This is a genomic window from Streptomyces sp. SKN60 (genome assembly GCF_026236535.1).
Taxonomy (GTDB): domain Bacteria; phylum Actinomycetota; class Actinomycetes; order Streptomycetales; family Streptomycetaceae; genus Streptomyces.
In genome coordinates, this window is the sequence record NZ_JAHTMW010000018.1 from 122325 (window position 1) to 146802 (window position 24478).

Sequence of the window (24478 nt, forward strand, 5' to 3'; positions counted from 1 at the left end):
GACCGGGGCCGGGGCGGGCGGGGCTCAGTTCCTGGGGGCGCGGCGCTGCAGGCGGGCCCTGCTCACCCAGTACGTGATGATCGCGCCCCAGAACAGCGGGAAGGCCAGCGAGCCGAACGCGGAGACCCGCCACAGCACCAGGCTGAGAGCCGAGTGAAGGGCCATCAGGCCCACCGCCACGGCCATGGCGATCACGGGCTTGCAGCCGCGCGAGACCAGCAGCAGCGGGCGGCGCAGCCGGGGCGGCACCCGGCGGGTCAGCCACAGGAACCAGCCGCCCCAGCCGCCGGCCATCACGGCGGCGGCGAGCAGCACACCGGTGAGGGCCGAGCCGCCCTCGGCGCCGGAGCGCAGGTGGACGGAGGCCATGGAGGCGGCGACGAAGCCGGCGAGGGCCACCCAGCGGGCGCCGGCGACGGTGCCCCAGGCCATGGTCTCCAGGTTGTAGCGGGCCTGCCGGTCGTTGAGGTCGAGGGCGGCGGACTGTACGAAGCCCTCGGCGGCCTTCGTCCAGGAGCCGGGGCGCCACCAGCGGCGGCGCAGATGGAGCAGCGAGAGGTTGTTGTGGGCCTCGCTGCTCTCCGGGTCGAGCCGCAGCGCCGTCTCGTACGCCCGCTCGGCGACCTCGTGGTTGCCGAGGCGCTGCGCGGTGAGGCCGACGAGGAAGTGGGCGTCGCTCTCCTCGGGGGCGAGGGAGACGGCGGTGCGGGCGCACTCGTAGGCGGCCCGCTTGCGTTCGAGCCGCACCGAGCGGTCGAGGACGGTGCCGAGGGTGTAGTGGGTGGCCCAGTAGTGCGGGGCGAGGGCCACGGCGCGGCGGGCGGACTCCTCGGCCCGCTCGTACTGCTCGGTGGTGAGCAGGACATGGGTGCGCATCAGCCAGCCGCCGATGGAGTCGGGTTCGGCGCGCAGGGCCCGCTCGACGAGGTCGAGCGCCTGCGCCTCGTCGCCGAGGCGGTGCCGGCAGCGGGCCAGCAGGACGAGCGCGGTCGCGTCGTCGGGGTGCGCGGCGAGGTGCCGGGCGGCGGCCTCGGCGGCCTGCTCGTAGCGCCCGAGGTCGTAGAGCGCGTCGGCCTGGAGCAGGTCCCGGCCGGTCGGGTCAGTGGCCGTCACAGCTTGCGCTTCTTCTTCAGGTGGGTGAGCAGGTCGTCGTACATGCCGCCGTCGTTGGCGAACATGGCCACGTTGCGGGCGGAGGCGAACCAGGACTCGCTGGACGGCTTGATCTGCCGGGCCGCCTGCAGCAGGTCCCTGGTGGTGATCATGCGGATGGTGCCGGTACGGGCGGAGTCGAGGAGCGCGGCCTCGGCGGCGGACTCGCAGACATGGGCGAGGTCGGCGCCGGAGAAGTCCTCGGTCGCCTTGGCGATCTTTCCGAGGTCGACGGACTCGATGGGCCGCTCGCGCAGGTGGTAGCGGAGGATCGCCTCGCGGGCCGGGGCGTCCGGGGGCAGGACGAGCAGGGTGCGGTCGAGGCGGCCGGGCCGGCGGAGGGCGAGGTCCACGTCCCAGGGGACGTTGGTGGCGGCGAGCACGAACACGCCCTCGTTGCGGTCGCCGTCGACGCCGTCGAGCTCGGTGAGCAGCTGGTTGACGACATTGCGCAGTCCGCTGTGGTGCATGCGGGAGCGCTTGGCGCCCAGCGCGTCCAGCTCGTCGAGGAAGACGACGCAGGGGGCCTGGCGGCGGGCGGTCTCGAAGATGTCGTGGACGTTGCGCTCGGAGGTCCCGATGTACATGTCGAGGATGTCCGCGAGCGACACCGACAGGAAGGACGCGCCGAGTTCGCCCGCGACGGCCCGCGCGATGAACGTCTTGCCGCAGCCGGGCGGGCCGTACAGGAGCAGTCCGCCGCGCAGCGACTTGCCGTAGAGGCGGCGCAGTTCGGGGTTGCGCATGGGCGCGAGGAAGGCCGCCTCCAGGCGCTCCTTGACCTCCCGCATGCCGCCGACGTCAGCGAGTCGTACGGCTCCGGGCGCGTCGACCTCCCAGGCGGTGGCGTCGCCGGGGTCGCCGAAGCCCTCGGAGGTCAGCGGCACCTCCAGGCCGGTGCCGGCGCCTGCGCCGGTGCCCGTGTCGTCGCCGTGGCCGCCGTCGGTGAACCGGGGGCCGACGAGGTCCGCGACCTCCTGCTCGGCGGCGGCCCAGTCGAAGGCGGGCGGATCGGCGGGGGTGCTCAACGCCGGCGCGTCGGCGGGCGCGGCCGGGGTGGCGGGCACCGGCGGGGTGGCGGGCGGCGGGGGCTGGGCCGGTAGGCCCATCGCACGGGCCATCAGGTCGCGGGCGGCCGGGTCGCCGGGGGCGTGCTGGAGGGCGGCCGCCGCCTGGCCGACGGCCTCGTCGTGGTGTCCCTCCGCGAGGAGCAGCTCGGCGAAGTGCAGCCGCAGCGGGACGTCTTCGGGGGCGGCGGCCACGGCGGCGCGCAGGCTGCGGAGCAGCGGGGACTCGTCGGACATGGGCCCCAGCCTAGAAAGCGGCGGTGGCCGCCCGTGCACCGGGTGTCGGCACCCGGTGTCAGGAGGAGGTGCGGTCCGCGCGGCCGGCGAGCACGGTCCGCAGCAGACCGGCGACGGCCGTCGCGCCGCCGAGGACCATCAGCACCACGCCGACCTTGGTGAGGGTGAACACGGGTATCTCGACATCGGCCGTGAACAGCTTGAGGCCCAGGCCGACCAGGAAGGTGATGCCTCCTTCGAGGAGGTTCTTGGTTCCGCGGTGCATCGTGATCGTGACAGCCTCTCGTGGGACGGGGACGGCGGTGTCCTCAGCGTAGGCAGCCGACAGCCCCGGCCTCCTCGCCCTCGTGGACGAGACCGGCCTCCGTCGTTCGACGGAGGCCGGGTGGTGCGAGAGGCGGTACGAGAGGCGGTACGAGGGCGTCAGGAGCGGCCTCGGGTGCGGCGGTTCCCGCCCGAGCCGCCCTGGCCGCCGCGTCCTCCCTGGCCACCGCCACCGCCACCACGTCCGCCGCCACCACCGCCGCCGCGGGAGCGCCTGCGGTGCGGGGAGGGCACGGGGGCGCCGGCACCGCCGGCGGCCTCCGGGGAGGAGAACATCATCGGCACGGCGGGCGGGACCGGGGCGCCGGGCGCGGCCGGAGCGGGCGAGACCGCCGGTGCCGGGCCCGCGGAGGCCGCCGCCGCGGACGCCGACGCGGCGGCGGCGCGGGCGGCGAGCGAGTCACGGCCGGTGGAGGCGCCGCCGGCGCCGGCCAGGACGGACGCGTGGGAGATCAGCGGCGCGCAGGCCTGGCAGATCTCGGCGAGGGTCCAGACCTCGGCGATCACCGGGTTGTGGATGAGGACGAGCAGCGTCCGGCCCGTGCAGGTGGTGCGGGCACTGTGGTGCCGGCAGTCGCTCGCCCCGCAGGCGCAGGCGGCGTTCGGGCGGACGGTTGCCAGGCGGGCGTGGGCGCGGACGTGCTCGGCGGCGAAGGTCCGCAGGGACGCGAGGTCCTTCGATCGGGCCGGCATGCGGCAGCCCGGCGTGGTGCAGGTGACCGTCGCCGAGTGGTCGGGGTGACCCGTGAGGCGGATCGTCCAGGTCCGGCCTGGCACACGTGATCCAGGGAGCATGCTCAACGCGCACGTTTCCGTTCAGGTGAGAGGGGTGTTGGCCATGGTTTTACCCCGTGCGCGCCACAGGTTCACATCCGGACCCCCTCGGACCGCGCGTGGCGGCCGGATCCGGCCCCCGGACGGGCGCATTTCCGCCGCCCGGGCGGTGTGCGGTGGCGGGCCGGGGACGGGACACGGAGCATGGAAATCAACTCGTGGAGATCGACGAGTGGCGGGAGTGTCCGCATGAGCGAGAACGCGGCCGAGAACGAGGCCGGGAACGAGGCCTGGGGCGATCAGGTGTATCAGCCCGACGGCAGCGAGGTGCAGGACGACGCGGGGCTGCTCGATGCCTCCGACACGCTGGACGGCCCCCTCGACAGCCCCCTCGACGAGGGGTACGCGCCGCCGGACCGCCCGTGGGCCGTGGAGCACACGGGAGTCACGGCGGCCGAGCGGCTGCGCGGCGAGTCCCTGGACCAGCGGCTCGCCGAGGAGCAGCCGGACGACGCGCCGGACCTCGACTGGGACGGCGTCGGGGACACCATGGACACCGACGGCGAGCCGCTGGACGGCGAGGTCGGCAACCGCCGCTCGGGCCGGCTGGTCGCCCTGGACGACGGGCGCGCCCTCTCGCCCCTCGAGGGCTACGCCCGTGACGTCGGCATCGACGGCGGCGCGGCCTCCGCCGAGGAGGCGGCGATGCACCTGGTCGACGAGGAGTGACGGCGAGGACGCGGAGGGTGGCGGGCGGCCCGGCGCGGCCGGGGACCGACCTCCGATACGGGTGGATGCGCAGGCCGCGGCGCGGGCGGCGGCACCCGGTGCCGCGGGCCCGGTGAACCCGTACTTCTGACCCCGTCGCGCCGCTTCAAACGCGAAGCGGGGTAGGTTCTCACGGAAGTCTGAGGTCCGCGTCAAGACCCCGCCAGCCGTTACCCAGTCGTGACAATCGGGCATTTCGCCCCGGGATCGCCCGGTTCGCCTGGCACGAAGTGACAGACTTCCCCGGCGGTATCCGCCCGCGCACCTATCGCACTTCCCGCCGCCCCGCAAGGCTGCCGCGCCAGGAAGTTCGCCCTGCCGCTCGGTAGCTTCGGCGCACATGACCGCAGCACACATGACGTCCCCGAAGACCGCCGTCGACATCGGACCCGCCCGCCCGGCGGACGGTGCGGACCTCTGGCGGATCGCCCGGGGGGCCGAGGGCCTGGACCTCAACTCGCCCTACAGCTATCTGCTGTGGTGCCGCGACTTCGCGGCCACGTCGGCGGTCGCCCGGGACGCCTCGGGACGGCCCGTGGGCTTCGTGACCGGATATCTGCGGCCCGAGGCGCCGGAGACGCTCTTCGTCTGGCAGGTCGCCGTCGACGATTCGCATCGCGGAACCGGGGTAGCCGGAGCACTGCTCGACGCCCTGGCCGAGCGGCTGACGGCCGAGGGGCGCGGGCCGAGCCGGCTGGAGGCCACGGTCACTCCGGGGAACGTGGCCTCGGACCGGCTGTTCCGATCGTTCGCACGCCGCCGCGGGGCGGCCCTGACCCGGGAGGTCCTGTTCCCCGCCGACGCCTTCCCGGACGCCGGCGACCCGACCGACCCCGGCACCCCGACCGACCCCGGCACCCCGCACGACCAGGCCGACCAGGCCACCACGGCCGCACCGGCTCACGAGCCGGAGCTGCTGTACCGCATCGGGCCGCTGGCGCGCTGACCCCGCGCCACCGGCCCGACCACCCCCGAAACACCGAGAACCGAGATACGGGAGAACCGTGACCCTCACCGACATCGCCCCGTCCGTCTTCGAGACCGTCGAATCCGAGGTGCGCAGCTACTGCCGCGCCTGGCCGGTGGTCTTCGAGCAGGCCCGCGGGAGCCGGCTGTACGACGAGCACGGGCGGCCCTACCTCGACTTCTTCGCCGGCGCCGGCTCCCTCAACTACGGGCACAACAACCCGGTGCTCAAGCGGGCGCTACTCGACTACCTGGCCGGCGACGGCGTCACCCACGGCCTCGACATGTCGACCACCGCCAAACGCGACTTCCTGGAGACCTTCCGCTCGGTGGTCCTGGAGCCCCGTGCGCTGCCCTACAAGGTGATGTTCCCGGGCCCGACCGGCACCAACGCCGTGGAGGCCGCGCTGAAGCTGGCCCGCAAGGTCACCGGCCGGGAGACGGTGGTCTCCTTCACCAACGCGTTCCACGGCATGTCGCTCGGCTCGCTCGCCGCGACCGGCAACGCCGCCAAGCGGGCCGGCGCGGGCGTCCCGCTGCCGCATGTGACGCGGATGCCGTACGACCACTACCTGGACGGCCGGATGCCGGACTTCCTGTGGTTCGAGCGGCTGCTCGCCGATCCCGGCTCCGGCCTCGACCGCCCGGCGGCCGTCATCGTCGAGACGGTGCAGGGCGAGGGCGGCATCAACGTCGCCCGCGCCGAGTGGCTGCGCGGCCTCGCGGACCTGTGCCGGCGGCACGACATGCTGCTGATCGTCGACGACGTGCAGATGGGCTGCGGCCGGACCGGCGACTTCTTCTCCTTCGAGGAGGCCGGCATCACCCCGGACATCGTGGCGCTGTCCAAGTCCATCAGCGGCTACGGCCTGCCGATGGCGCTGTGCCTGTTTCGGCCGGAGCTCGACCAGTGGCAGCCGGGCGAGCACAACGGCACCTTCCGCGGCAACAACCCCGCCTTCGTCACCGCCACCGCCACACTCGACACCTACTGGCGCGACGACACCCTGCGCGACCGGACCCTGGCCCGGGCCGCGCGCGTCGAGGGCGCGCTCGGCGACCTGCTCGGCGAGGACGGGCGCTCGGCCGTCTCGTTCCGCGGCCGCGGCCTCGTCTGGGGCCTGGAGTTCGCCGACGGGAAGCAGGCCGCGGCCGTGTGCCGCCGGGCCTTCGAGCTCGGGCTGCTCCTGGAGACCTCCGGGCCGTACGACGAGGTGGTCAAGCTGCTGCCGCCGCTGACCGCGACGGACGACGAGCTCGACGAGGGCCTCGGCATCCTGGCCCGTTCCGTGCGGCACGCCGCCGACGGCCTCGCCGCCTGACCGGCACGCCCAGACCGGCGCCGCACGCCGCGCTCCAGGGGCCCCGCGCCGGGGGCCGCCGCCCCGCCCCGCCCCGCCCCGTACCACCCGCACCGCATCCCTATCGCCCGCCCCGCCCCGTACGCCCGAAAGGCCCACCGCATGATCGTCCGCAGTTTCGCCGAGATCGAGAACACCGAGCGGCACGTCCGCGCCGCCTCCGGCACGTGGGAGAGCAAGCGGATCGTGCTCGCCCGTGAGCGGGTCGGCTTCTCCCTGCACGAGACGGTGCTGTACGCCGGGACCGAGACGTCGATGTGGTACGCGAACCACATCGAGGCCGTCGTGTGCACCGCCGGCGAGGCAGAGCTCACCGACCACGAGACCGGCCGGACGTACACCATCGTGCCCGGGACGATGTATCTGCTCGACGGGCACGAGCGGCACACCCTCAAGGTCAAGCAGGACTTCCGCTGTCTGTGCGTCTTCAACCCGCCGGTCACCGGCCGCGAGGACCACGACGAGAACGGGGTCTACCCGCTCCTCACCGAGCCGGACGCGGACCCGGACCCGGACCTGGTCTGATCCCCTCCCCCTGCCCCGCACACACCCTCCGTACGAGATTGGAAGGCGCCACCCGTCATGACCTCCGCACCCACCCGTCCCGTCGACCTCTATCCCACCCGCGGCCCCGAGGAGCAGCTGATCGGCCGCAAGGACCCCGTGGTGTGGTCCGAGCCCGGCACGCCCGGCCCGTTCTGGGCCCGTGAACTGGAGGAGTTCGAGCGCGACGGCTTCGTCACGGTCGACGAGCTGGTCACCGCGGACGAGGTCACCGGACTGCGGGCCGAGCTGGACCGGCTGGTCTCCGATCCGGCCGTGCGCGCGGACGAGCGCTCGATCGTCGAGCCGCGCTCGCAGGAGATCCGCTCGGTGTTCGAGGTGCACCGGATCAGCGAGGTCTTCGCCCGGCTCGCCGCCGACCCGCGGATCGTCGGGCGGGCCCGGCAGATCCTCGGTTCCGAGGTGTACGTCCACCAGTCGCGCGTCAACGTCAAGCCGGGCTTCGGCGCCAGCGGCTTCTACTGGCACTCGGACTTCGAGACCTGGCACGCCGAGGACGGGCTGCCGCAGATGCGGACCGTGTCGGTGTCGATCGCGCTCACCGCGAACCACACCACCAACGGCAGCCTGATGATCATGCCCGGCTCGCACCGCACCTTCCTGGGGTGCGCGGGCGAGACACCGAAGGACAACTACAAGAAGTCGCTGCAGATGCAGGACGCCGGCACGCCGTCCGACGAGGCGCTCACGACCTTCGCGGACGCCTGCGGGATCCGTCACTTCACGGGTGCGCCGGGCTCGGCGACCTGGTTCGACTGCAACGCGATGCACGGCTCGGGCGACAACATCACGCCGTACCCGCGCAGCAATGTCTTCCTGGTGTTCAACAGCGTGGAGAACGCGCCCGAGCTGCCGTTCGCGGCGCCGGTCCGCCGGCCCTCCTTCATCGCCTCGCGCGACATCACGCCGCTCGGCTGACCCTCCTGTCCCTTCCTGCCCCTTCCTGCCTCTTCCTGTCCCTTCGTCTCCCTTCCTGTCCCCTCGCTCATTCCCCCGTCGCCCTACCGGAAGGACCGTCATGTCCCGTCCCGCACACCTCGACCGGCGCGGATTCCTCGCTCTGGCCCCCGCCGTCGGGGTCGCCGGCCTGCTCGCCGGGTGCAGCCGCACGGAGGTGGGCACGGGCGCGCCGAAGGCGGACGCGGAGCTGCTGGCGAAGCTGCGCGACCAGGGCTTCGTACGGGTCGGCTTCGCCGGTGAGGCGCCGTACGGCTTCCAGGACGGCGACCGGCTCGCGGGCGAGGCTCCGGCGCTCCACCAGGAGGTGTTCTCGGCGCTCGGGGTTCGCGAACTGCGGCCCACGCTCACGGAGTTCGGCTCGCTCATCCCCGGGCTGCTTGCCGGCCGGTTCGACGTGGTGAGCGCCGGCATGTCGATCACGCCCGAGCGCTGCGCCAAGGTGATCTTCTCCGAGCCCGAGTTCATCTCCCCCACCGCGCTGATGGTGCGCAAGGGCAATCCGAAGCGGCTCGGCGATCTGGCGTCCGTGGCGCGGGCCGGTGCGACCGTGGGCGTCCTGTCGGCCGCGGTGGAGGCCTCGTACGCCAAGGCGGCGGGGGTGCCGGACGGTGCGGTGAAGACGCTGGCCAAGCAGCAGGACGGGCTCGACGCGCTGCTGGCCGGCCGGATCGACGCGTTCGCGCTGACCGGCATCTCGCTGCGCTGGCTGGCGCGGACCAACGCGGGTGCGGCGGTGGAGGTGACGGCCCCGTTCGTGCCCGAGGTGAACGGGGTCAAGCAGTGGAGCGCGGGCGGCGCCGTGTTCCGGCCGGGCGCCACGAGTCTGCGGGACGCCTTCAACCGGGAGCTGGCGCGGATCACCGGTGATCCGGGGCGCTATGTCCAACTGATCGGGCGCTATGGCTTCACCGAGCGCGAGGCTCCGCCGCGCACCCTGCGCACCGCGGATCTGTGCGCGGGCCGGGGAGCGGCGTGAGCGGGTTCCTGGCGGAGAACCCAGCTCCGGCGGAGAGCTCGTTCGGGGCTGAGCTGGAGAAGGCGCTGCCGCGGCTCGGCGAGGGGCTGCTCGTCACGATCGAGGCGACGCTGCTCGGCGCGGCGCTCGCCCTGGTGCTCGCGTACGCGCTCGGGCTGCTGTCGCGCTCGCGGCGGCTGCTCCTGCGGGGCGCGGCGCGCACGGTGGTCGAGTTCTTCCGCGGCACGTCGCTGTACGTGCAGCTGTTCTGGCTGTTCTTCGCGCTGCCGATGCTCGGGTTCCGGCTCGAACCGCTGGCCTGCGGTGTGCTGGCGTTCGGCCTCAACTACGGCGCCTACGGGGCCGAGGTGGTGCGCGGCGCGATCGCGGCGGTGCCGCGGGCGCAGTGGGAGGCGGCCGTCGCCCTGGGCATGAGCCCGGGGCAGCGGCTGCGCCGGGTGATCCTGCCGCAGGCCCACCCGCTGATGGTGGCGCCGTTCAAGAACCTGCTCGTGCAGCTGCTGAAGGCGACGCCACTGCTGTCGCTGGTGACGGTGCCCGATCTCACCTTCGAGATCGACCAGTTGCGGTCGGCGACCGGGAACACGGCGGCGGCGTATCTGCTGCTGCTCGCGGTGTACGGGGTCCTGGCCGGGGTGCTGAGTCTGCTGATGAACGCGCTTGAGCGGGCCGCCCGGGCGCGGCTCGGTGCGGGAGGTGCGGCGTGATCTGGGACGGACAGGCCGCCGTGGACGCGCTGCCCGTGGTCCTGAAGGGCTTCGGGATCACGCTGCTCGCGACGGTCCTCGGGTTCGCGGTGGCGGCGGTGCTCGGTCTGGTGCTCGCGCTCGTGGGACGCACGGCTCCGCGCTGGGTCGCGGCGCCGGTGAACGGCGCCGCCGCCTTCGTACGGTCGACGCCGCTGCTCGTGCAGCTCTTCGCGGCGTGGGTGGTGATCTCGTCGCTCGACGCGCTGGCGCTCGGTGTGCTCGTCCTGGGCGTGCACTACGCCGCGTACCTCTCCGAGGTGTACCGCACGGGCATCGACTCGGTGCCGAAGGGCCAGTGGGAGGCGTGCACGGCGCTCTCGCTGCCCCGCCGGCGGGTGTGGCGGGCGGTGGTGCTGCCACAGGCGGTGCGCAACGTGCTGCCGCCGCTGGGGAACTACGCGGTCGCGATGTTCAAGGAGACACCGCTGCTCTCGGTGATCACGGTGCACGAGATGGTGCACGAGGCGAACACCTTCGGCTCCACCCATTTCGCCTATCTGGAGAGCTTCACGCTGGCCGCCGCGGTGTTCCTGCTGGCGAGCTGGCCGACGTCCGTGCTCGTACGACGACTGGAGGCACGCCTTGCAGAAGGAGCATGACCGGGACGCGGTCGCGGAGGGGGTCGCCGAGGCGGTGCGCTTCGACCGGGTCACCAAGCGGTTCGGGGACCACACGGTGCTCGACGGGCTGGATCTGGCGGTGGGGCGGGGCGAGCGGGTCACCCTGATCGGGCCGAGCGGCTCGGGCAAGACCACGATCCTGCGGCTGCTGATGACGCTGGAGCGGGTGACGGAGGGCGTCATCCATGTGGGGGGCGAGCCGTTCTCCCATATGCCAGGTGCCGGGGCCGGGGCGGCCGGCGGGCTCGTACCGGCGAGCGAGCGGTATCTCGCGGACCGGCGGCGCGGCATCGGCATGGTGTTCCAGCACTTCAATCTGTTCCCGCACATGAGCGTGCTGGAGAACGTCGTCGAGGCGCCCGTGCACGTGCTCAAGGAGAACCGGGAGGAGGCGGCGGAGCGGGCCCGCGCGCTGCTCGGCATGGTCGGCCTCGCCGACAAGGTCGACGCCCGCCCGACCCGCCTCTCCGGCGGGCAGCAGCAGCGCGTGGCGATCGCCCGCGCGCTCGCGATGCGCCCGGAGATCCTGCTCCTGGACGAGGTGACCTCGGCGCTCGACCCGGAGCTGGTGGCGGAGGTCCTGGACGTGCTGCGGGACGTCGCCCGGGACACCGACATCACGCTGCTGTGCGTGACCCATGAGATGGGCTTCGCGCGGGACGTGTCCGACCGGATCCTGATGTTCGACCAGGGCCGGATCGTGGAGTCGGGGCGGGCCGGCGAACTGCTCGACGCGCCCCGGCACGAGCGGACGCGGGCGTTCCTCAGCGCGGTCCGCTGAGGAACGCCGGCCCGGGGGCCGGTCAGGTGTGTTCGGCGGGGGCCTCGGCCAGCAGGCCTTCCCGGAGTCGGGCAAGGGAGCGGGCGAGCAGCCGGGAGACGTGCATCTGGGACACTCCGAGCCGTTCGCCGATCTCGGACTGGGTCAGCTCCTCCACGAACCGCAGGTGGAGGAGGAGCCGGTCGCGCTCGTCGAGGAGTCCGACGAGCGGGGCGAGGGTGTGGAAGTTCTCGAAGAGGGCGAGCGCCGGGTCCTCCTCGCCGATGAAGTCGGCGAGCGAGGCGTCGGCGTCGTCCTCGTCGCCGCCACCGCAGGCGGCGTCGAGCGAGGCGGTGTGGTAGCCGTTCGAGGCGATCTGCGCCTCGACGACCTCGTCCTCGGAGAGCTCCATCCGCTCGGCGAGCTCGGCGACCCGCGGCGCGCGGCCCAGCCGGGAGCTGAGCTCGTCATGGGCCCTGGCGAGCTCCACCCGGGCCTCCTGGAGGCGGCGCGGGACGTGCACGGCCCAGGTGGTGTCGCGGAAGAAGCGCTTGATCTCGCCGACGATGTACGGCACGGCGAAGGTCGCGAACTCCACCTCCCGGGCCAGGTCGAAGCGGTCGATGGCCTTGATGAGTCCGATGACGCCGACCTGGACGATGTCCTCCATCTCGTCGCCCCGGGCGCGGAAGCGCTGCGCCGCGTACCGGACGAGCGAGGTGTTCATCTCGATCAGGGTGTTGCGGACGTACTGGTGCTCCTCGGTGCCCTCCTCGCGCACCGCCAGTTCGCGGAGGAAGACCTTCGTCAGGGCGCGTGCGTCCTGGGGCGCGATCTCGCGCGGTGCCTCCAGCAAGGGCAGGTCCTCATACGTGCCGGCCGTCGTCGTCGCCTTGACCCTCTCGGTCCGCACGGGGACAACCTCCTGTTTCTCGCGGATCGTTCGTCTGTGGCGCTTCGCCTACCCCCGCTGCGCGGGGGCACGCATGGCGAGTTCGGGCGCGACGAGAACGGCGGTGACCCGCTTGCCGCACGGCGCGGGCTCGGTCACCACGTACCGGCACAGCGCGGTCACGATCTCCATGCCGTGGCCGCCGACCCGCTCGGGGTCGGGCGGCCGGAGCACCGGTCCGGCGGTGGATCCGTCGAGCACCGATATCACCAGCGTGGCGTCACTCCGTGCGAGTTCCAGGCGGAGCGGGCCGGGGGCGTGCCTCACGGCGTTGGTGACCAGTTCGCTGACGACGAGCAGCGCCGTGTCGGTGTCCACGTCCAGTTCGGTGCCGGCACTCCCGCGGAGGAAGCGAGCAGTGGCGTCCCGGGCCACGGTGACCGTACCGACGCCCCCGTCGTACCACCACCCGGCCTCGGCGGCCTGCTCGGTCATGGCCCTTCCCGCTCCTCTCGTCCCTCGTCTCCGTCGGCGGATGCGTCGCTCCTGCCCCGCCTTTCCGTTCCCACACCTCACGCCCCGTCGGGCGGGGGAAGCCGGAGCAGCTCTGGCGGCGGTGCGCCGAGGTACGGGCCGGGCTCGCGGTGGGGCTCGTACGGACGGAGGCGAGGTGCTGCTCGTGCTCGCCGAGGACGCTGCCGCCGGCGGCGGTCGCCGGGCAGGTCCCGGATCCCTACCTGTCGGGGGTCCACGGGCCTGACCCGCTGCATCTCGCCGAGGTCTTCGGGCTCGACGAGAAGACCGCGATGCGCTCCGCCGACTCCGCACGAGCCCTGCTGGAGCAGGCCGCTGAACAGCACCTTCGATGAAATCTGGTCGACCCGGAGGCGCCGTGAAGGGAATCATGGACGAGTGACGTCGACTGAAGCAGCAGCAATCGCTCTACAGGACCATGCCGCTCTCTGGAGCATGGGGGAAATCCGCGCGAGCGACGTGGTGGATGCTGCCTGTGCTGCGCTCGTCGCCGGACTCGACACCCCCGGCCTTCGCATGCTCGCCGCCTGCACGCGCGCCGAGGCGGACTACGACGTCCACGACCTGCTTCCCGCAGCACTCGACGAGCTCGGCCTCGCCTTCTATCCGGTCGGCAGCGTGGTCGGTCAGGAAGCCGCCGCCCGAACCCTCGCCCGCCGCATGCTCGCCGGAGAGCTCACGCCTCGGGAGTTCACCTTCCGGATTCATCAGCGCTACGGACATGAGCTGCCCCTGACCGAGCGCCTCGCTGAGCTCGACGACGAGTACGACATCCTCGAATACGGCGACAGAACCGTGGACTAGGTCGATGCCGAGGTCACGGCCGAAGCCCGCCGCCTCGCAGCCCACCCCACGGTTGCCGCCGAACCCACGGATTCGCCCGGCTGATGCACACGGACCGACCCGCGAGTTCCCGCGATGGGCAGCAGCTCTCCGGTGCGCGGGTGGCGGGCGGCGAGGTCCATCGCGGCGTCCGGGTGATGCAGCCGGGACAGACGGCTGTCTGCCATCGGTGAACGCCACCCCGAGCGGGCGCAACGGTCATTACCGTCCAGCCGCATGACAACGATCACAACCCGTACGGTCGAATACCCGGCCGACAACCTGACGATGATCGGACACCTCGCGCTCCCGGCCGGTGCCGAGCGCCGGCCCGCAGTCCTGATCGGACCCGAGGGGATGGGGCTCAGCGATGTCGAGCGCCGGCGGGCCGAGGCGCTGGCCGAGCTGGGGTACGTGGCGCTGGCCTTCGACCTCCATGGCGGACGCTATTTGGGTGACCCCGAGGAGATGTTGGCCCGGTGCATGCCGCTGCTCGCCGATCCCGACCGCATGCGAGGCATCGGTCACGCCGCGCTCAACGTGTTGCGTGCCGAACCACGGGCCGACCCTGACCGGACCGCCGCCGTCGGTTACGGCACCGGGGGCGCGGTCGCACTGGAACTCGGTCGCGATGGCGTCGGCCTGCGCGCGATCGGGACGGTCAACGCGCTGACCACGGGCCGACCGGGCGAGGCGGCACGCATTCGCTGCCCGGTATGGGCCGGGGTCGGGTCGGAAGACCCGATCATGCCGCCCGCGCAACGGGAGGCGTTCACCGCAGAGATGCAGGCCGCGGGCGTCGACTGGCGCCTCGTGGTCTACGGCGGCGCCCTTCACGCCTTCCACCACCCGCCGGTCGACCACCCCACAGTCCCCGGTGTCGGCCACCACCCGCAGCATGCGCAGCGAGCCTGGCGTGACATCGTCGCCCTGCTCGCCGAGTGCCTGCCCGTCACGGATTGATCCGATCGGCTCCTGGTACTCACTCCTGAGTCCTGCACGGTGAGCCTCCGGTTCATCTCCTGGTGATGCCGGTCGGTCCGGGCGGGGCGTCCGAGGCCGGGCGGGAGGTGGCGCGGATGGCGAGTTCACGACACGGAGGCGGGGGTTCCGCATTTCTGCGGCCTCCTCGGGCAGCACACACACGAACGAACCCGCGGCCGGAACCAGGGCCGCCGACACGAGGAGCGCCCATGCCGAGCCGTCAACCGGCCGACGAGCCGGTCTTCATCGCCGACTTCTCCGCACCGGACCAGTGGGTGGCGGGCCGTTCGTGGGCCTATCCCGACGGCGGACCGGTCAACCCCGGGGACAACAAGCTGGACCACCTGGTCGAGGACCCCGCGTACAGCCGGTCCGGGGTCTTCCGGGCGACCCGGCGCCGGGACGGGCTGTGGGACGCGGGGCTGCTGACCACCGAGGGGAGCCGGGAGGGCTTCGAGGTGCGGACGGGCGACGTCCTGGAGGCGCGGGTGCGGCTGCCGGAGGAGATGGGCGCCTGGCCGGCGATCTGGACCTGGCGGGACGGCGGCCAGGAGGTCGACGTCTTCGAGTACCACCCGGACAACCCGGATCTCCTCGAACTGTCCAACCATGTCCGCGGCACCCACCTCTACCACCGCTCGCCGGCGGTGCGGCCGGGCGGAACGATCCGGCTGCGCACCGAGTTCGGCGCCCGGTCGGTGGTGTGGTGGGTCGACGACGAGGAGGTCTTCGCGGACCGGCGGGGCGTCGGGCGGTCCTGGCACGCCTGTCTGATCGTCAATCTGTCGGTGTGCGCGGGCCGCTACCACCCGGCGCCCGACCCGGACGTCGACGAGATGTCGTACGAGGTGAGCGACCTGCGGGTGTTCCGGCCGGGCGGCGCCGGTCACCACCAGTAGGCCGGGTACCTCGGCGCGCCGCGGCGGAGCCGGGAGACGGCCAACTCCATGAGGACGAGCACGATCGACGCGCCCAGCAGCAGCGGCACGAAACCGGCCGGCGCCGGTTCCTGAAGGACGACCACGACGGCGGTCGCGCAGGCGGGCGCGTGCGGGGTGCGGGCGAGGAAGGTGAGGGCAAGGGTCACGCCGGTGGCGATCGCGGCGGCCCAGGCGGTCGGGCCGGCCAGGGCCAGGATCGCGTAGCCCACCCCGGCGGCGAGCAGATGGCCGACGACGACGCTGCGCGGCTGCGAGAGCGGGAGGGTGGGAGCGCTGTGCACGAGCGCGGCGCTCGCGGCGAGCGGCGGTATCAGCACAGGCTCGTGGATGACCGCACCGATCGCGACGAGCCCGAGCAGGACGACTGTCACGGCGCCGATGCTGTGGAACGCCGCCGCCGGCCCCGGGCGGGCCGGGGCCCGGACGATGATCCGGGGCCTGGGCCTGGGCCTGGGCCGGGACTCGGTCTCGGACTCGGTCGTGGGTGCGGCAGTGTCGGTGCTCATGGTGACGTGTGTGGTTTCCGGGCAGGCGGCCTCGAGCCGGCGGGGCGGGCAGGGATCGGCGGGCAGGCGTACGAGACCCTGTGGTGGACAGTCGGCCCGCCCTTGCGCCCACGCCCGCATCGCCCCGATACGGGCGACACGACCACCCCGATGGTATACAAAATGGTGAAGCGCCGACGAGCCGGATCCCACAAACCAAGACGGATGCGTCGCAGGTCACAGCTCTGCGTCCACTAGCATCCCCTCCATCCGCGCCCACCCGAGCCCAGGATGGGCGGCCGCCGCCTCGACCACCTTGGGATCCTGGTCAGCCAAAAGTACGTCGAGCAGCGTGTCCGGGAGACGAGGGTGCCGGGCGGCCTCGGCACGTACGAAGGCCTCGGGATCGGCGGCGAGCCGGCGGAGGTGATCGAGCGGCAGCTCGGGGTCCCTCAGCGCGACGAACCGCGCCCCCGCGTCTGGCGCGTCCACCAGGGTGCGCAGCCGGTGCCGTGGGAAACGGGGATGGTCGACGATCAGCTGCCGCGTGTGAAACGCCTCGCCGTGCTCCCGGAGCAGCGCCTCCAGGATCTCCGGCGGCGCGTCGGGCCGATGCGCGGCGATCCGCCGGACGCCGACGTCCGGGTCGGCGTCGAGGCGTCGACATGACGGCTGAGGGCGAGGCTGATCCGTACGCTCGGGTCGGTCGAGTCGAGGAGCCGGGCGACCATGCCGGCTGTCAGGTACGGGTTCCCGGCCACCGTCCGTACGAGCCGCTCGTCCCCGCTGTCCACGAGCGTGGTGAAGGCTTCCCTGGTCAGCGGCACGCGGCCCGCCAGGTGGCCGCGCACCGCCGGGTCGGCGAGAAACCGGTCCACGGATTCCGGCGGGACGCCCGGCTTCGCCTGCTCGGTCGCGGCGGCCCGGACCTCCGGGGCGGGGTCGGCGAGGAAGCGCTCCTGTACGTCGAGGGGGCGATCGTGCCAGCAACGCGCGACCACCGCGCGCACGGCCGGGTCCGGGTCGAGCATGAGTGCCGTCCGCGGCCGACCGTAGGCCTCCTCCAGATGATCGAAGCCGATCCGACTGCCGCCGGCCACGATGGCGCGGACCGCCGGATCGGGGTGGGCGGCGCTGAGGCGACGCGTCGCCCGGGAGATGCGGTTGCCGTACATCAGGGTCGCGGCATCCGCTCCCCCGTACGTCAGCAGCGCCTCCGCGACCGCGTCCGGCAGCCGTGCGCGGCCAGGCGGACCAGCAGGTCCTCGGGGGCGGCCGGGTTCCGGACCAGGCCGGAGAGTTCGGGGTGGCGGAGGCTCGTCATGGGCCCAGACAAGCAGAGGCCCGTCGGCGGCGGGGCGAATCCGCGGAAGGGCGGAAGGAGGCTTCCGGATGGGGCATGCGCCACTGACATAATCCGCACATGCGTACGGGTGAGTCGATCAGTCACCGACCGGAACTGGGCCTGGTGGTGATTCCGCCGGGCGACCCCAAGGTGTCCGTCTCGTTCGCCGTGTTCGACGACTCCGTTCCCGCGTTGCGCGCCTTCGTGCTGTCGCGCCTCGGCGGGGCCGGCGCCGTGGAGCGGGCGCCGAGCGGGGCGCGGTGCACGCGGCTCGTGCCGGTGGTCGTGGGGCTCGTGCCGCGACCCGACAACACGTACAACCCGCGCGCGGTGTCGGTCACCGCGCCGCCGGTGGACGGCGGTTCGGCGCACGAGCGGCACCTGGGGTACGCGTACGACAGCTTTCTGCACTTCCAGGGTGCGGACATCCACCGGCTGGCCGAGGCCTCGCCCGTGCCGATCGGCTGTCACGGGTGGATCGAGCTGGAGCCGGTCGATCCGGAAGAGGCTGCGGACCGGCAGGAGTTCGACCCGGACGGGGACGGGGCGCCGGGCCGGGACCGGCCGTTCACGCTCGCCGAGCAGATCGCGGCGGGGCACTGGATCGGAGCCGTACGGCTCAACCTGCCCGACCGGGACGGACTGCGCGCGCTGGTCGACGCCTTCGACCCCGCCGGGTTGCCGGACGCCCGGCCCGAGCCCGAGTCCGCCGACGCCCCACCGGAACCCGCCCCCGCCCCGCTCCCCCACGACCCGGAGGCCGAGCGGCGGGTCGCGGCCTGGGCCCGCTATCGGGCGCTGCCGCACGACTTCGCCGAGCTGCGCGCGGTCAGCCGGACCGTGCACGGGCGGGAGTCGGTGCTCGTCGTGGACCGGGCGGGGCTCACGGCCGGTGAGTTCCATCTGCCGGACGGGCCGCTCACGCTGCTCGACGAGCGGGTGCGGCCCGAGGCGGTGGCGGCGCTGCGCCGGCACGGGGTGCGGGCGCCCGAGGCGCCGGACGCCGGCGGGTTCCCGGACGCCACCGTCGCCGTCGCCGTCGGCAGCGGCGGACCCGGCGGCCGGGTGTGGTCGCTGCGGGTGGTCATGGACGCGGTCGCGCGCCGCGATCTGCCGGAGGCGGGCACGTACGACCCGGGTTCGGGCACGCTGACCGTGTACGCCGACGCGTACGCCGAGCCGATGGCGGCGCTCGTCCGCCGGCACGGCGCGGAGCCCCGGAGCGTGGTCCGCCGGGCGCCCGACGCCGACACCCGGGAGCACAACCGGCGCGCCGGGTCCCCGGCCACCCAGGCGGGTCCGCTGCGCAGCCCGGCCCGGCTGACGGCGGGCACGCTCGCGCTGGTCCCGGCCCGGCACCGACCGTGGCTGAACGCGCGGACCGTGTCCCCCGGTGAGCGCCCACCTGCGACGGCGGGCGCCGACGACCCGTACTACGTGCGCGAACTGACCGCGATGTTCGGGGCGCTCGCCGCTCCGCGCCGTACCGCGCCCTGCCGGCTGTGCGCCGCCCCGGCCCTGGAGACGGCGACCGGCCTCGCGTACTGCTTCGGCTGCTGCCGGCTGGCGCAGCGCGGGGTGATCAGGGACAACGGCACGGACGGGCCATGGACGGACGCGGTGATCCACGCGGTGCGCCGGCTGGCGGAGTTGGAGTTCTCCGGGCCGCCGTCGCTCGCCCAGCTGGACCGGGTCACGGTCACCGAGCCGCGGCTCGCCGACGAGGCGATGCTGTGCCGGTTCCTGGTGCCGCGGCCGTTCGCGCGTCTGACGACCGCGCGCCCGGCGCGGCCGGTCCGCGGCTGGAGCGACTGGCTCCGCCTGGCGGGCGTGCTGGACGGCGGGGTGCGGCAGGGGCGGGGCACGGTGAGTGTGGCGAGCGACGGGCATCTGTGCCGGTCGCTGTTCGAGCGGCACGTCGACGACTTCTTCCATCATCACCGGGTGCCGCACGAGCCCGAGCCCCACTACCCGCGGCACGAGGAGCTCAACACGACGGGCCTGCGCGCGGACTGGCTGCTCACGGACGGCACATACGTCGAGGCGCTGGGTCTGCTGGGGCAGGAGACGTATGCCGAGAAGGCGCGGCGGAAGGCGGAGTTGGCGCGGGTGTCAGGAATCCGGCTGGTGACCGTGACCGACCGGGACCTGGAGCGGCTCCCGGAGATCTTCGCCGAGTGGATTCCGAGTGGATTCCGTCGGCCGGCCGGCCGACGGCCTGTGGGAGGGTGAGGGCGTGACCTCGACCGAGACGAACGACGAGCGGCGAGCCAAGGACGTGGACGTGGCCAGGGACGCGGACGGCGGCCGGGTGCTGCTCGGCTGCATGGGCCTGGGCGGCGACTGGGACGGCGAGGCGTACTCCCCCGCCGACGTCGACGCGGCCGAGGCCGTGATCCGGGCGGCCCTGGAGAGCGGCATCACCGCCTTCGACCACGCCGACATCTACCGCCGCGGCAAGGCGGAGGCGGTGTTCGGCGAGGTGCTCGCCCGTACGCCGGGGCTGCGCGAGCGGATCACGCTCCAGTCCAAGTGCGGCATCCGGCTCGCGGACGGCGACCGGCCAGGCCTGTACGACCTGCGCGGGCCGAGCATCGTCCGCCGGGTCGAGGAGTCCCTGGCCCGGCTGCGCACCGACGCCCTCGACCTGCTCCTGCTCCACCGGCCGGACCCGCTCGCCGAGCCCGCCGAGATCGCCGCGGCCCTGGAGTCCCTGCACCGGCAGGGCCTGGTGCGCCGGTTCGGCGTGTCCAACATGAACGCGGCGCAGATCGCCCGGATCCAGGACGCCCTGGACGAGCTCGGCTCGGGCCTTCGACTGGTGGCGAACCAGCTGGAGATGAGTCTGCTGCGGCGCGACTGGCTGGAGGACGGCGTGCTCGTGAACACGCCCGCCGCGGCCGGCGTCGGCTTCCCGGCCGGCACGGTCGAGCACTGTCTGCGCCACGGGATCGCGCTGCAGGCCTGGGCACCGCTGGCGCAGGGCCGTTTCACGGGGCGTCAGGAGACGCCGGAGGAGCACGCCACCGCCAAGCTCGTCGCCGAGCTCGCCGCGGCCAAGGACACCACACCGGAGACGGTCGTGCTGTGGTGGCTGCGGCGCCACCCGGCCCGGATCCTCCCGGTGATCGGCACCACCAGCCCCGGCCGGATCCGCGCCTGCCGCGACGCCGCCGTCGCCGAACCCGGTCTGGACCACGAGGAGTGGTACCGGCTGTGGATCACGGCCCGCGGCGCCGCGCTGCCGTAGGGCCTACAGGTTCGGCCCCTGCCACGCACACGATCCACGTCCCACGTCCCACGTCCCACGTCCCACGTCCCACGTCCCACGCCCCACGCCCCACGACGACCCACCACCGAGGAGTCCGTCCCGATGACCGCCGACACCACTCCCGACGGCCCCGACGGCCCGGCCCATGTGCTGCTCGCCGGTGCGCCGGACTCCCCGGTGCTGCTGCACGTGCCGCACTCCTCGCGCGTGGTGCCGCCGGAGGTACGGGACGGGATCGTGCTCGGCGACGCCGAGTTGGAGCGCGAGCTCGACCACATCACGGACTCCCACACCGAGGAGATCGCGGCCGTGGCCGCCGCGTCGGCGGGCACGGCGCCCTGGCGGTTCGTCAACCGGCTGTCGCGGCTCGTCGTCGACCCCGAGCGGTTCCCCGACGAGCGCGAGGAGATGCTGGCCGCCGGGATGGGAGCGGTGTACACGCGCACCACGCACCGCGCCGAGCTGCGCCCGGCCGGCTTCGACCCGGCGCCGCTGCTCGGGCGGTACTTCGAGCCGTACGCGGACGCCGTGACCCGGGCCGTGGACGCGCGGCTCGCGGCGACCGGGCGCGCGGTGATCGTGGACGTGCACTCGTACCCGACGGCCGCGCTCCCGTACGAACTGCACGGGGACGGGCCCCGGCCGCCGGTGTGTCTCGGCACGGACGCCTTCCACACCCCGCCGGCGCTGCTGTCGGCGGCGCGGCGGGCGTTCGCCGGGTTCGGCGGGGTGGGGACGGACAGCCCGTTCGCCGGGACGTACGTGCCGCTCGCGCACTACGGGCGGGATCCGCGGGTCTCGGCGCTGATGGTGGAGATCCGCCGCGACGGCTACATGACCGAGCCGGGCGGTCCGGCCGGGCCCGGCGTACGGGCCCTCGGCGTGGCCCTGGCGGCGCTGGTGGACGCGGTGACGGACGAGGTGCTGAGCGCGGGCCCCGGCGTTTCCTGAACCCCCTCCGGCCGCCCCGGCCCCCGCGCAGGCCGGGGCGGCCGGAGGGGGCGGGATCCGGCGGGATCGGGCGGGATCGGGGCTGAGCCGTAAAATGGGGCGGGTGAGCGCACGCAGGTACGAGCTGGTGTTCTCCGACGGCGCGGGCGAGGCCCGTGACGTCGTGGTCGTCGAGCGGACCCCGGCGGCGGGCCCCGGTGGCCATCCGGTCTACACGGACCCGACCGGCATCATCCGGGCCGAGATCAGTGACCGCGACGAGGTGCGGATGCTCGCCTCGGGCGGGCATCAGGAGACGCCGCAGGCCGTCGTCGCGCGGCCGCTGCCGGAGGCCCCGGACACCGCGCCTCCGAATGTCGCCTAAGCTGCCGTGATGACCACTTTCGACCCCTCTTCCGCTTCCTCCTCCGCTTCCTCTCGCCACGTGCGCGTCACCATCGAGCTCATCGCCGAGATCACCGACGAGGAGGCCCTCAAGGCCGCCGCGCTCGACCAGGTCCGGGACGACGCCTACCTGGAGGACGCGGAGCGCGCCGAGGCCATCGAGGCCATCGGCATCGACCCGTCCGGCTCCCTCGCCCACTTCATCGACCCGGTCGCCCTCCTCGGCTCCGTGCCGGGCGTCGAGCTGGCCGCCGCCACCTGGGAGTCCGCGCGTACGGACTACGACCCGGACGAGGAGACCTGGGAGGAGCACGACCTGGCCTGAGGCCCGTTCCGGGGCCGGGAACCGTGGAGGGCGCTCCGCCGTCCCCCACGACCGGGCGGCGCGGACTCGACCTGAGCACCGCGCTCCTGGTAGGAGAACCCTGCACGGTTCGTACGGCGAGGGGGCACCATGAGACCGCTGGAGGCGGGGGATCCGGAATCGGTCGGGGACGGCCGGTACCGGTTGGTCGGGCGGCTCGGACAGGGCGGCATGGGGGTGGTCTATCTCGGCCGCTCCCGGTCCGGCCGGGCCGTGGCCGTGAAGGTCGTACGCCCGGAGCTGGGCACCGACCCCGAGTTTCTGCGCAGGTTCGCCCACGAGGTCGCGGCGGCGCGCCGGGTCGGCGGCTTCCACACCGCGCCGGTGGTCGACGCGGACCCCGAGGGGCGGCCGGCCTGGCTGGTGACCGCGTACGTGCCGGGGCCCACCCTGCGCACGGTCATCGACCACGTCGGGGCGCTGCCCGAGGACACCCTGAGCGTGCTCGCCGCCGGGCTCGCGGAGGCCCTGGAGGCGATCCACCGGGCCGGGGTGGTGCACCGGGACCTCAAGCCGGCGAACATCGTGGTCGCCGAGGACGGACCCCGGGTCATCGACTTCGGCATCGCGCGGGCCCTGGACGGCTCGACCGCTCTCACCCGGACCGGGCTCCAGGTCGGCACGCCCGGCTATCTCGCGCCCGAGCAGCTGACGGGCGGGGCGATCACCCCGGCCGTGGACATGTTCGCGCTGGGAGTGGTGCTGTGCCAGGCGGCGGGCGGCTCCCCGTTCGGCGAGGCCGCCTCCTCGGCGGCCTGGCTCTACCGCGTGGTGCACGAGGAACCCGATCTGTCCGCCGTCCCCGCCGCGCTGCGCGGCCCGGTCGGCGCCTGCCTGGCGAAGGACCCGGCGCGGCGGCCGACGCCCACCGCCTTCATCGACTCCCTGACGGTCCACCACCCCGCCGACGAGGGCTGGCTCCCGGACGCGGCAACGCTGCTCCTGGCGACGGTGCCGCAGGTTCCTCAGGTGCCGGCCACGGTGGCCGCAGCCACCACGGAGGTCACGGCGCAGCCGGAGCCGGAACCGGTGCTGGTGCCGGAACCGGAGACGGCTCCCACGCCCGTGCCCGAGCCGGAACCTGCATGGGCGCCGGAACCGGAACCGGCCCCCCGGCCGGAGCACCCGACACGGCCTTCGGACACGGATACGGATACGACCGGGGACACGCATTCGGGTACCGGTACGGGGCGGAGGCGCGGGGTCGCGCTTGCCGCCGCGCTCGTCGTGTGCGCGGCGGTCGTCGCGGGCGTGGTGGTGTGGTGGCCGTGGGATGGCGACCGGGCCGCCGGCAACAACGGCGGGGGCGGCAAGGCGTCCGCCCGCTCCTCCACTCCCTCCCCCGCCGCGCTGCCGACGGCCCCGCTGCTGGTGCGGCAGGACACCGCGCCGGGCTGGCCCGGGAAGTGCCACGGGGTGATCGCCGTACGACCTGCGGCGACGGACACGCCCCGGCGGCTGCGCGCCGACTCGTCCGGTTCCGGGGACTGCGACATGCTGCCCCAGTGGGCGCCGGACCGGGCCTCGTTCGCCTTCACGCGCCGCAACTCCGAGGGCACCGCGGTGTGGACGGCGAAGGCCGACGGCTCCGGCGCGCGCCGGATCACCTCGATCGCCGGCGGTCGGGTGTCGTGGTCGCCGGACGGCACCCGGCTCGCGGTGCTGCGCGTGTCGGACGGCGTGCAGCAGCTCTACGAGGTGACGGTCGCGGACCGCTCGGTCCGCCGGCTCACCCACAGCGCCACCCGTGTCGAGGACCCGGCCTGGTCCCCCGACGGCCGCTCCATCGCGATCTGTCTGGAGGCGGGCCCCGGCAACATGCAGATCCATCTCGTCGACCCGTCCGCCCCGGAGAGCGAGCCGCGCCAGGTGACCCGGCTGCCGCACACCGCCCTGGACCCGGTCTGGTCGCCGGACGGCAAGACCTTCGCGTACACCGCGGGCACGGAGCAGAGCCCGGCGAAGGGCGACATCCGGCTGGTCTCCGTCGACGGCACCGGCGACCGCCCGCTGGTGACGACGTCCGCGCACGAGATGGACCCGGCCTGGTCGGCCGACGGCCGCTGGGTGGCCTTCGTCCGCGGCCCGTACGCGACGCCCGCGATCTACGCCGTGCGAGCCGACGGCACCGGCGAGCGCCGCCTCACGACCGGCACCCTGCCGGAGGGCCACCCGGCCTGGCGCTGAGGGCGCGACCATGGGCCGGGGCCATGCCCTAGCCTCGGGC

General features: G+C 73.7%; 27 protein-coding genes. 18 read left to right on the forward strand and 9 right to left on the reverse strand.

Annotation, left to right across the window (positions count from 1 at the left end):
• Positions 1-24 precede the first annotated feature (24 nt).
• From KV205_RS27255 to KV205_RS27270, 4 genes are all read right to left on the reverse strand, one after another.
• Positions 25-1113 (reverse strand): tetratricopeptide repeat protein, encoded by a 1089-nt coding sequence (locus KV205_RS27255; protein WP_265867273.1) that lies wholly within the window; start codon positions 1111-1113, stop codon positions 25-27.
• Positions 1110-2456 carry a 26S protease regulatory subunit gene (locus tag KV205_RS27260; RefSeq protein WP_265867274.1) on the reverse strand — a complete coding sequence of 449 codons (1347 nt, stop codon included), beginning with the start codon at positions 2454-2456 and terminating at the stop codon, positions 1110-1112. The genes KV205_RS27255 and KV205_RS27260 overlap by 4 nt, the downstream gene beginning before the upstream one ends.
• Before the next feature lie 58 nt (positions 2457-2514).
• Complete coding sequence (locus KV205_RS27265) at positions 2515-2721, reverse strand: DUF5708 family protein (RefSeq protein ID WP_265867275.1); 207 nt, start codon at positions 2719-2721, stop codon at positions 2515-2517.
• 158 nt (positions 2722-2879) lie between these two features.
• Positions 2880-3557, reverse strand: a complete 678-nt coding sequence (locus KV205_RS27270; RefSeq protein ID WP_265867276.1) for a hypothetical protein — start codon at positions 3555-3557, stop codon at positions 2880-2882.
• Positions 3558-3803: 246 nt separating this feature from the next.
• Between KV205_RS27270 and KV205_RS27275 the strand changes: the two genes are divergently transcribed.
• The 9 genes from KV205_RS27275 (at position 3804) to ehuA (ending at position 11299) form a co-directional block, all read left to right on the forward strand.
• Entirely contained in the window at positions 3804-4283 is a 480-nt protein-coding gene (locus KV205_RS27275) for a DUF5709 domain-containing protein (RefSeq protein ID WP_265867277.1), read from the forward strand.
• Positions 4284-4677: 394 nt separating this feature from the next.
• Positions 4678-5268 carry a diaminobutyrate acetyltransferase gene (gene ectA / locus KV205_RS27280; RefSeq protein ID WP_265867313.1) on the forward strand — a complete coding sequence of 197 codons (591 nt, stop codon included), beginning with the start codon at positions 4678-4680 and terminating at the stop codon, positions 5266-5268.
• 58 nt (positions 5269-5326) lie between these two features.
• Positions 5327-6610, forward strand: a complete 1284-nt coding sequence (ectB, locus tag KV205_RS27285; protein WP_265867278.1) for a diaminobutyrate--2-oxoglutarate transaminase — start codon at positions 5327-5329, stop codon at positions 6608-6610.
• 141 nt (positions 6611-6751) lie between these two features.
• On the forward strand, positions 6752-7174 hold the full coding sequence (locus KV205_RS27290) for an ectoine synthase (RefSeq protein ID WP_265867279.1): 423 nt from the start codon (positions 6752-6754) through the stop codon (positions 7172-7174).
• A 57-nt stretch (positions 7175-7231) separates the two neighbouring features.
• Positions 7232-8131: an ectoine hydroxylase gene (gene thpD / locus KV205_RS27295; RefSeq protein WP_265867280.1), complete on the forward strand. Its 900-nt coding sequence runs from the start codon at positions 7232-7234 to the stop codon at positions 8129-8131.
• A gap of 100 nt (positions 8132-8231) precedes the next feature.
• Positions 8232-9149 carry an ectoine/hydroxyectoine ABC transporter substrate-binding protein EhuB gene (ehuB, locus tag KV205_RS27300; RefSeq protein ID WP_265867281.1) on the forward strand — a complete coding sequence of 306 codons (918 nt, stop codon included), beginning with the start codon at positions 8232-8234 and terminating at the stop codon, positions 9147-9149.
• A gap of 8 nt (positions 9150-9157) precedes the next feature.
• Positions 9158-9856: an ectoine/hydroxyectoine ABC transporter permease subunit EhuC gene (gene ehuC, locus KV205_RS27305; protein WP_374214733.1), complete on the forward strand. Its 699-nt coding sequence runs from the start codon at positions 9158-9160 to the stop codon at positions 9854-9856.
• A complete protein-coding gene (ehuD, locus tag KV205_RS27310; protein WP_265867315.1) occupies positions 9856-10497 on the forward strand; it encodes an ectoine/hydroxyectoine ABC transporter permease subunit EhuD in 642 nt (213 codons plus the stop codon). Before ehuC ends, ehuD begins: the two co-directional genes overlap by 1 nt.
• Entirely contained in the window at positions 10481-11299 is an 819-nt protein-coding gene (ehuA, locus tag KV205_RS27315; protein ID WP_274710908.1) for an ectoine/hydroxyectoine ABC transporter ATP-binding protein EhuA, read from the forward strand. The genes ehuD and ehuA overlap by 17 nt, the downstream gene beginning before the upstream one ends.
• Positions 11300-11321: 22 nt before the next feature.
• Here the strand turns inward: ehuA and KV205_RS27320 are convergent, their stop codons facing one another.
• Both KV205_RS27320 and KV205_RS27325 read right to left on the reverse strand, forming a co-directional pair.
• Entirely contained in the window at positions 11322-12191 is an 870-nt protein-coding gene (locus tag KV205_RS27320; protein ID WP_265867282.1) for a SigB/SigF/SigG family RNA polymerase sigma factor, read from the reverse strand.
• A gap of 48 nt (positions 12192-12239) precedes the next feature.
• The gene (locus KV205_RS27325) at positions 12240-12665 is read right to left on the reverse strand and encodes an ATP-binding protein (protein ID WP_265867283.1); all 426 of its coding nucleotides are present in this window, start codon (positions 12663-12665) and stop codon (positions 12240-12242) included.
• A gap of 417 nt (positions 12666-13082) precedes the next feature.
• Here KV205_RS27325 and KV205_RS27330 point away from each other — a divergent pair, with 417 nt between their 5' ends.
• From KV205_RS27330 to KV205_RS27340, 3 genes are all read left to right on the forward strand, one after another.
• Positions 13083-13508, forward strand: coding sequence for a hypothetical protein (locus KV205_RS27330; RefSeq protein WP_265867284.1), 426 nt, complete (start codon positions 13083-13085; stop codon positions 13506-13508).
• A 255-nt stretch (positions 13509-13763) separates the two neighbouring features.
• Positions 13764-14489, forward strand: coding sequence for a dienelactone hydrolase family protein (locus tag KV205_RS27335; RefSeq protein WP_265867285.1), 726 nt, complete (start codon positions 13764-13766; stop codon positions 14487-14489).
• 230 nt (positions 14490-14719) lie between these two features.
• Positions 14720-15409: a beta-glucanase gene (locus tag KV205_RS27340; RefSeq protein WP_265867286.1), complete on the forward strand. Its 690-nt coding sequence runs from the start codon at positions 14720-14722 to the stop codon at positions 15407-15409.
• On the opposite strand, the gene KV205_RS27345 is transcribed toward KV205_RS27340, so the two are convergent.
• The 3 genes from KV205_RS27345 to KV205_RS27355 form a co-directional block, all read right to left on the reverse strand.
• Positions 15397-15957 (reverse strand): HPP family protein, encoded by a 561-nt coding sequence (locus tag KV205_RS27345; protein WP_265867287.1) that lies wholly within the window; start codon positions 15955-15957, stop codon positions 15397-15399. The two genes, KV205_RS27340 and KV205_RS27345, sit on opposite strands and share 13 nt — an antisense overlap.
• 216 nt (positions 15958-16173) lie before the next feature.
• Positions 16174-16560 (reverse strand): hypothetical protein, encoded by a 387-nt coding sequence (locus KV205_RS27350; RefSeq protein ID WP_374214734.1) that lies wholly within the window; start codon positions 16558-16560, stop codon positions 16174-16176.
• On the reverse strand, positions 16473-17111 hold the full coding sequence (locus KV205_RS27355; RefSeq protein ID WP_265867289.1) for a hypothetical protein: 639 nt from the start codon (positions 17109-17111) through the stop codon (positions 16473-16475). Before KV205_RS27355 ends, KV205_RS27350 begins: the two co-directional genes overlap by 88 nt.
• A 248-nt stretch (positions 17112-17359) precedes the next feature.
• Here KV205_RS27355 and KV205_RS27360 point away from each other — a divergent pair, with 248 nt between their 5' ends.
• The 6 genes from KV205_RS27360 to KV205_RS27385 all read left to right on the forward strand — a co-directional run bounded on the left by KV205_RS27360 (position 17360) and on the right by KV205_RS27385 (position 24438).
• The gene (locus KV205_RS27360) at positions 17360-19513 is read left to right on the forward strand and encodes a hypothetical protein (RefSeq protein ID WP_265867290.1); all 2154 of its coding nucleotides are present in this window, start codon (positions 17360-17362) and stop codon (positions 19511-19513) included.
• A gap of 46 nt (positions 19514-19559) precedes the next feature.
• Complete coding sequence (locus tag KV205_RS27365) at positions 19560-20531, forward strand: aldo/keto reductase family oxidoreductase (protein ID WP_374214735.1); 972 nt, start codon at positions 19560-19562, stop codon at positions 20529-20531.
• A gap of 123 nt (positions 20532-20654) precedes the next feature.
• Entirely contained in the window at positions 20655-21503 is an 849-nt protein-coding gene (locus tag KV205_RS27370; RefSeq protein ID WP_265867292.1) for an N-formylglutamate amidohydrolase, read from the forward strand.
• 94 nt (positions 21504-21597) lie between these two features.
• Positions 21598-21867, forward strand: coding sequence for a DUF6296 family protein (locus KV205_RS27375; protein ID WP_265867293.1), 270 nt, complete (start codon positions 21598-21600; stop codon positions 21865-21867).
• 60 nt (positions 21868-21927) lie between these two features.
• Positions 21928-22212 (forward strand): hypothetical protein, encoded by a 285-nt coding sequence (locus KV205_RS27380; RefSeq protein ID WP_265867294.1) that lies wholly within the window; start codon positions 21928-21930, stop codon positions 22210-22212.
• Positions 22213-22341: 129 nt separating this feature from the next.
• Complete coding sequence (locus KV205_RS27385) at positions 22342-24438, forward strand: protein kinase (protein WP_265867295.1); 2097 nt, start codon at positions 22342-22344, stop codon at positions 24436-24438.
• Positions 24439-24478: the final 40 nt, after the last annotated feature.

Excerpts from the sequence above, each read along its gene's own strand:
- KV205_RS27260 (WP_265867274.1), bottom strand. The coding sequence starts at position 2,456 with ATGTCCGACGAGTCCCCGCTGCTCCGCAGCCTGCGCGCCGCCGTGGCC.
- KV205_RS27265 (WP_265867275.1), bottom strand. The coding sequence starts at position 2,721 with ATGCACCGCGGAACCAAGAACCTCCTCGAAGGAGGCATCACCTTCCTG.
- KV205_RS27275 (WP_265867277.1), top strand. The coding sequence starts at position 3,804 with ATGAGCGAGAACGCGGCCGAGAACGAGGCCGGGAACGAGGCCTGGGGC.
- ectA (WP_265867313.1), top strand. The coding sequence starts at position 4,678 with ATGACGTCCCCGAAGACCGCCGTCGACATCGGACCCGCCCGCCCGGCG.
- KV205_RS27290 (WP_265867279.1), top strand. The coding sequence starts at position 6,752 with ATGATCGTCCGCAGTTTCGCCGAGATCGAGAACACCGAGCGGCACGTC.
- thpD (WP_265867280.1), top strand. The coding sequence starts at position 7,232 with ATGACCTCCGCACCCACCCGTCCCGTCGACCTCTATCCCACCCGCGGC.
- ehuB (WP_265867281.1), top strand. The coding sequence starts at position 8,232 with ATGTCCCGTCCCGCACACCTCGACCGGCGCGGATTCCTCGCTCTGGCC.
- KV205_RS27325 (WP_265867283.1), bottom strand. The coding sequence starts at position 12,665 with ATGACCGAGCAGGCCGCCGAGGCCGGGTGGTGGTACGACGGGGGCGTC.
- KV205_RS27335 (WP_265867285.1), top strand. The coding sequence starts at position 13,764 with ATGACAACGATCACAACCCGTACGGTCGAATACCCGGCCGACAACCTG.
- KV205_RS27340 (WP_265867286.1), top strand. The coding sequence starts at position 14,720 with ATGCCGAGCCGTCAACCGGCCGACGAGCCGGTCTTCATCGCCGACTTC.
- KV205_RS27345 (WP_265867287.1), bottom strand. The coding sequence starts at position 15,957 with ATGAGCACCGACACTGCCGCACCCACGACCGAGTCCGAGACCGAGTCC.
- KV205_RS27355 (WP_265867289.1), bottom strand. The coding sequence starts at position 17,111 with ATGTACGGCAACCGCATCTCCCGGGCGACGCGTCGCCTCAGCGCCGCC.
- KV205_RS27360 (WP_265867290.1), top strand. The coding sequence starts at position 17,360 with ATGCGTACGGGTGAGTCGATCAGTCACCGACCGGAACTGGGCCTGGTG.
- KV205_RS27370 (WP_265867292.1), top strand. The coding sequence starts at position 20,655 with ATGACCGCCGACACCACTCCCGACGGCCCCGACGGCCCGGCCCATGTG.
- KV205_RS27375 (WP_265867293.1), top strand. The coding sequence starts at position 21,598 with ATGGGGCGGGTGAGCGCACGCAGGTACGAGCTGGTGTTCTCCGACGGC.
- KV205_RS27385 (WP_265867295.1), top strand. The coding sequence starts at position 22,342 with ATGAGACCGCTGGAGGCGGGGGATCCGGAATCGGTCGGGGACGGCCGG.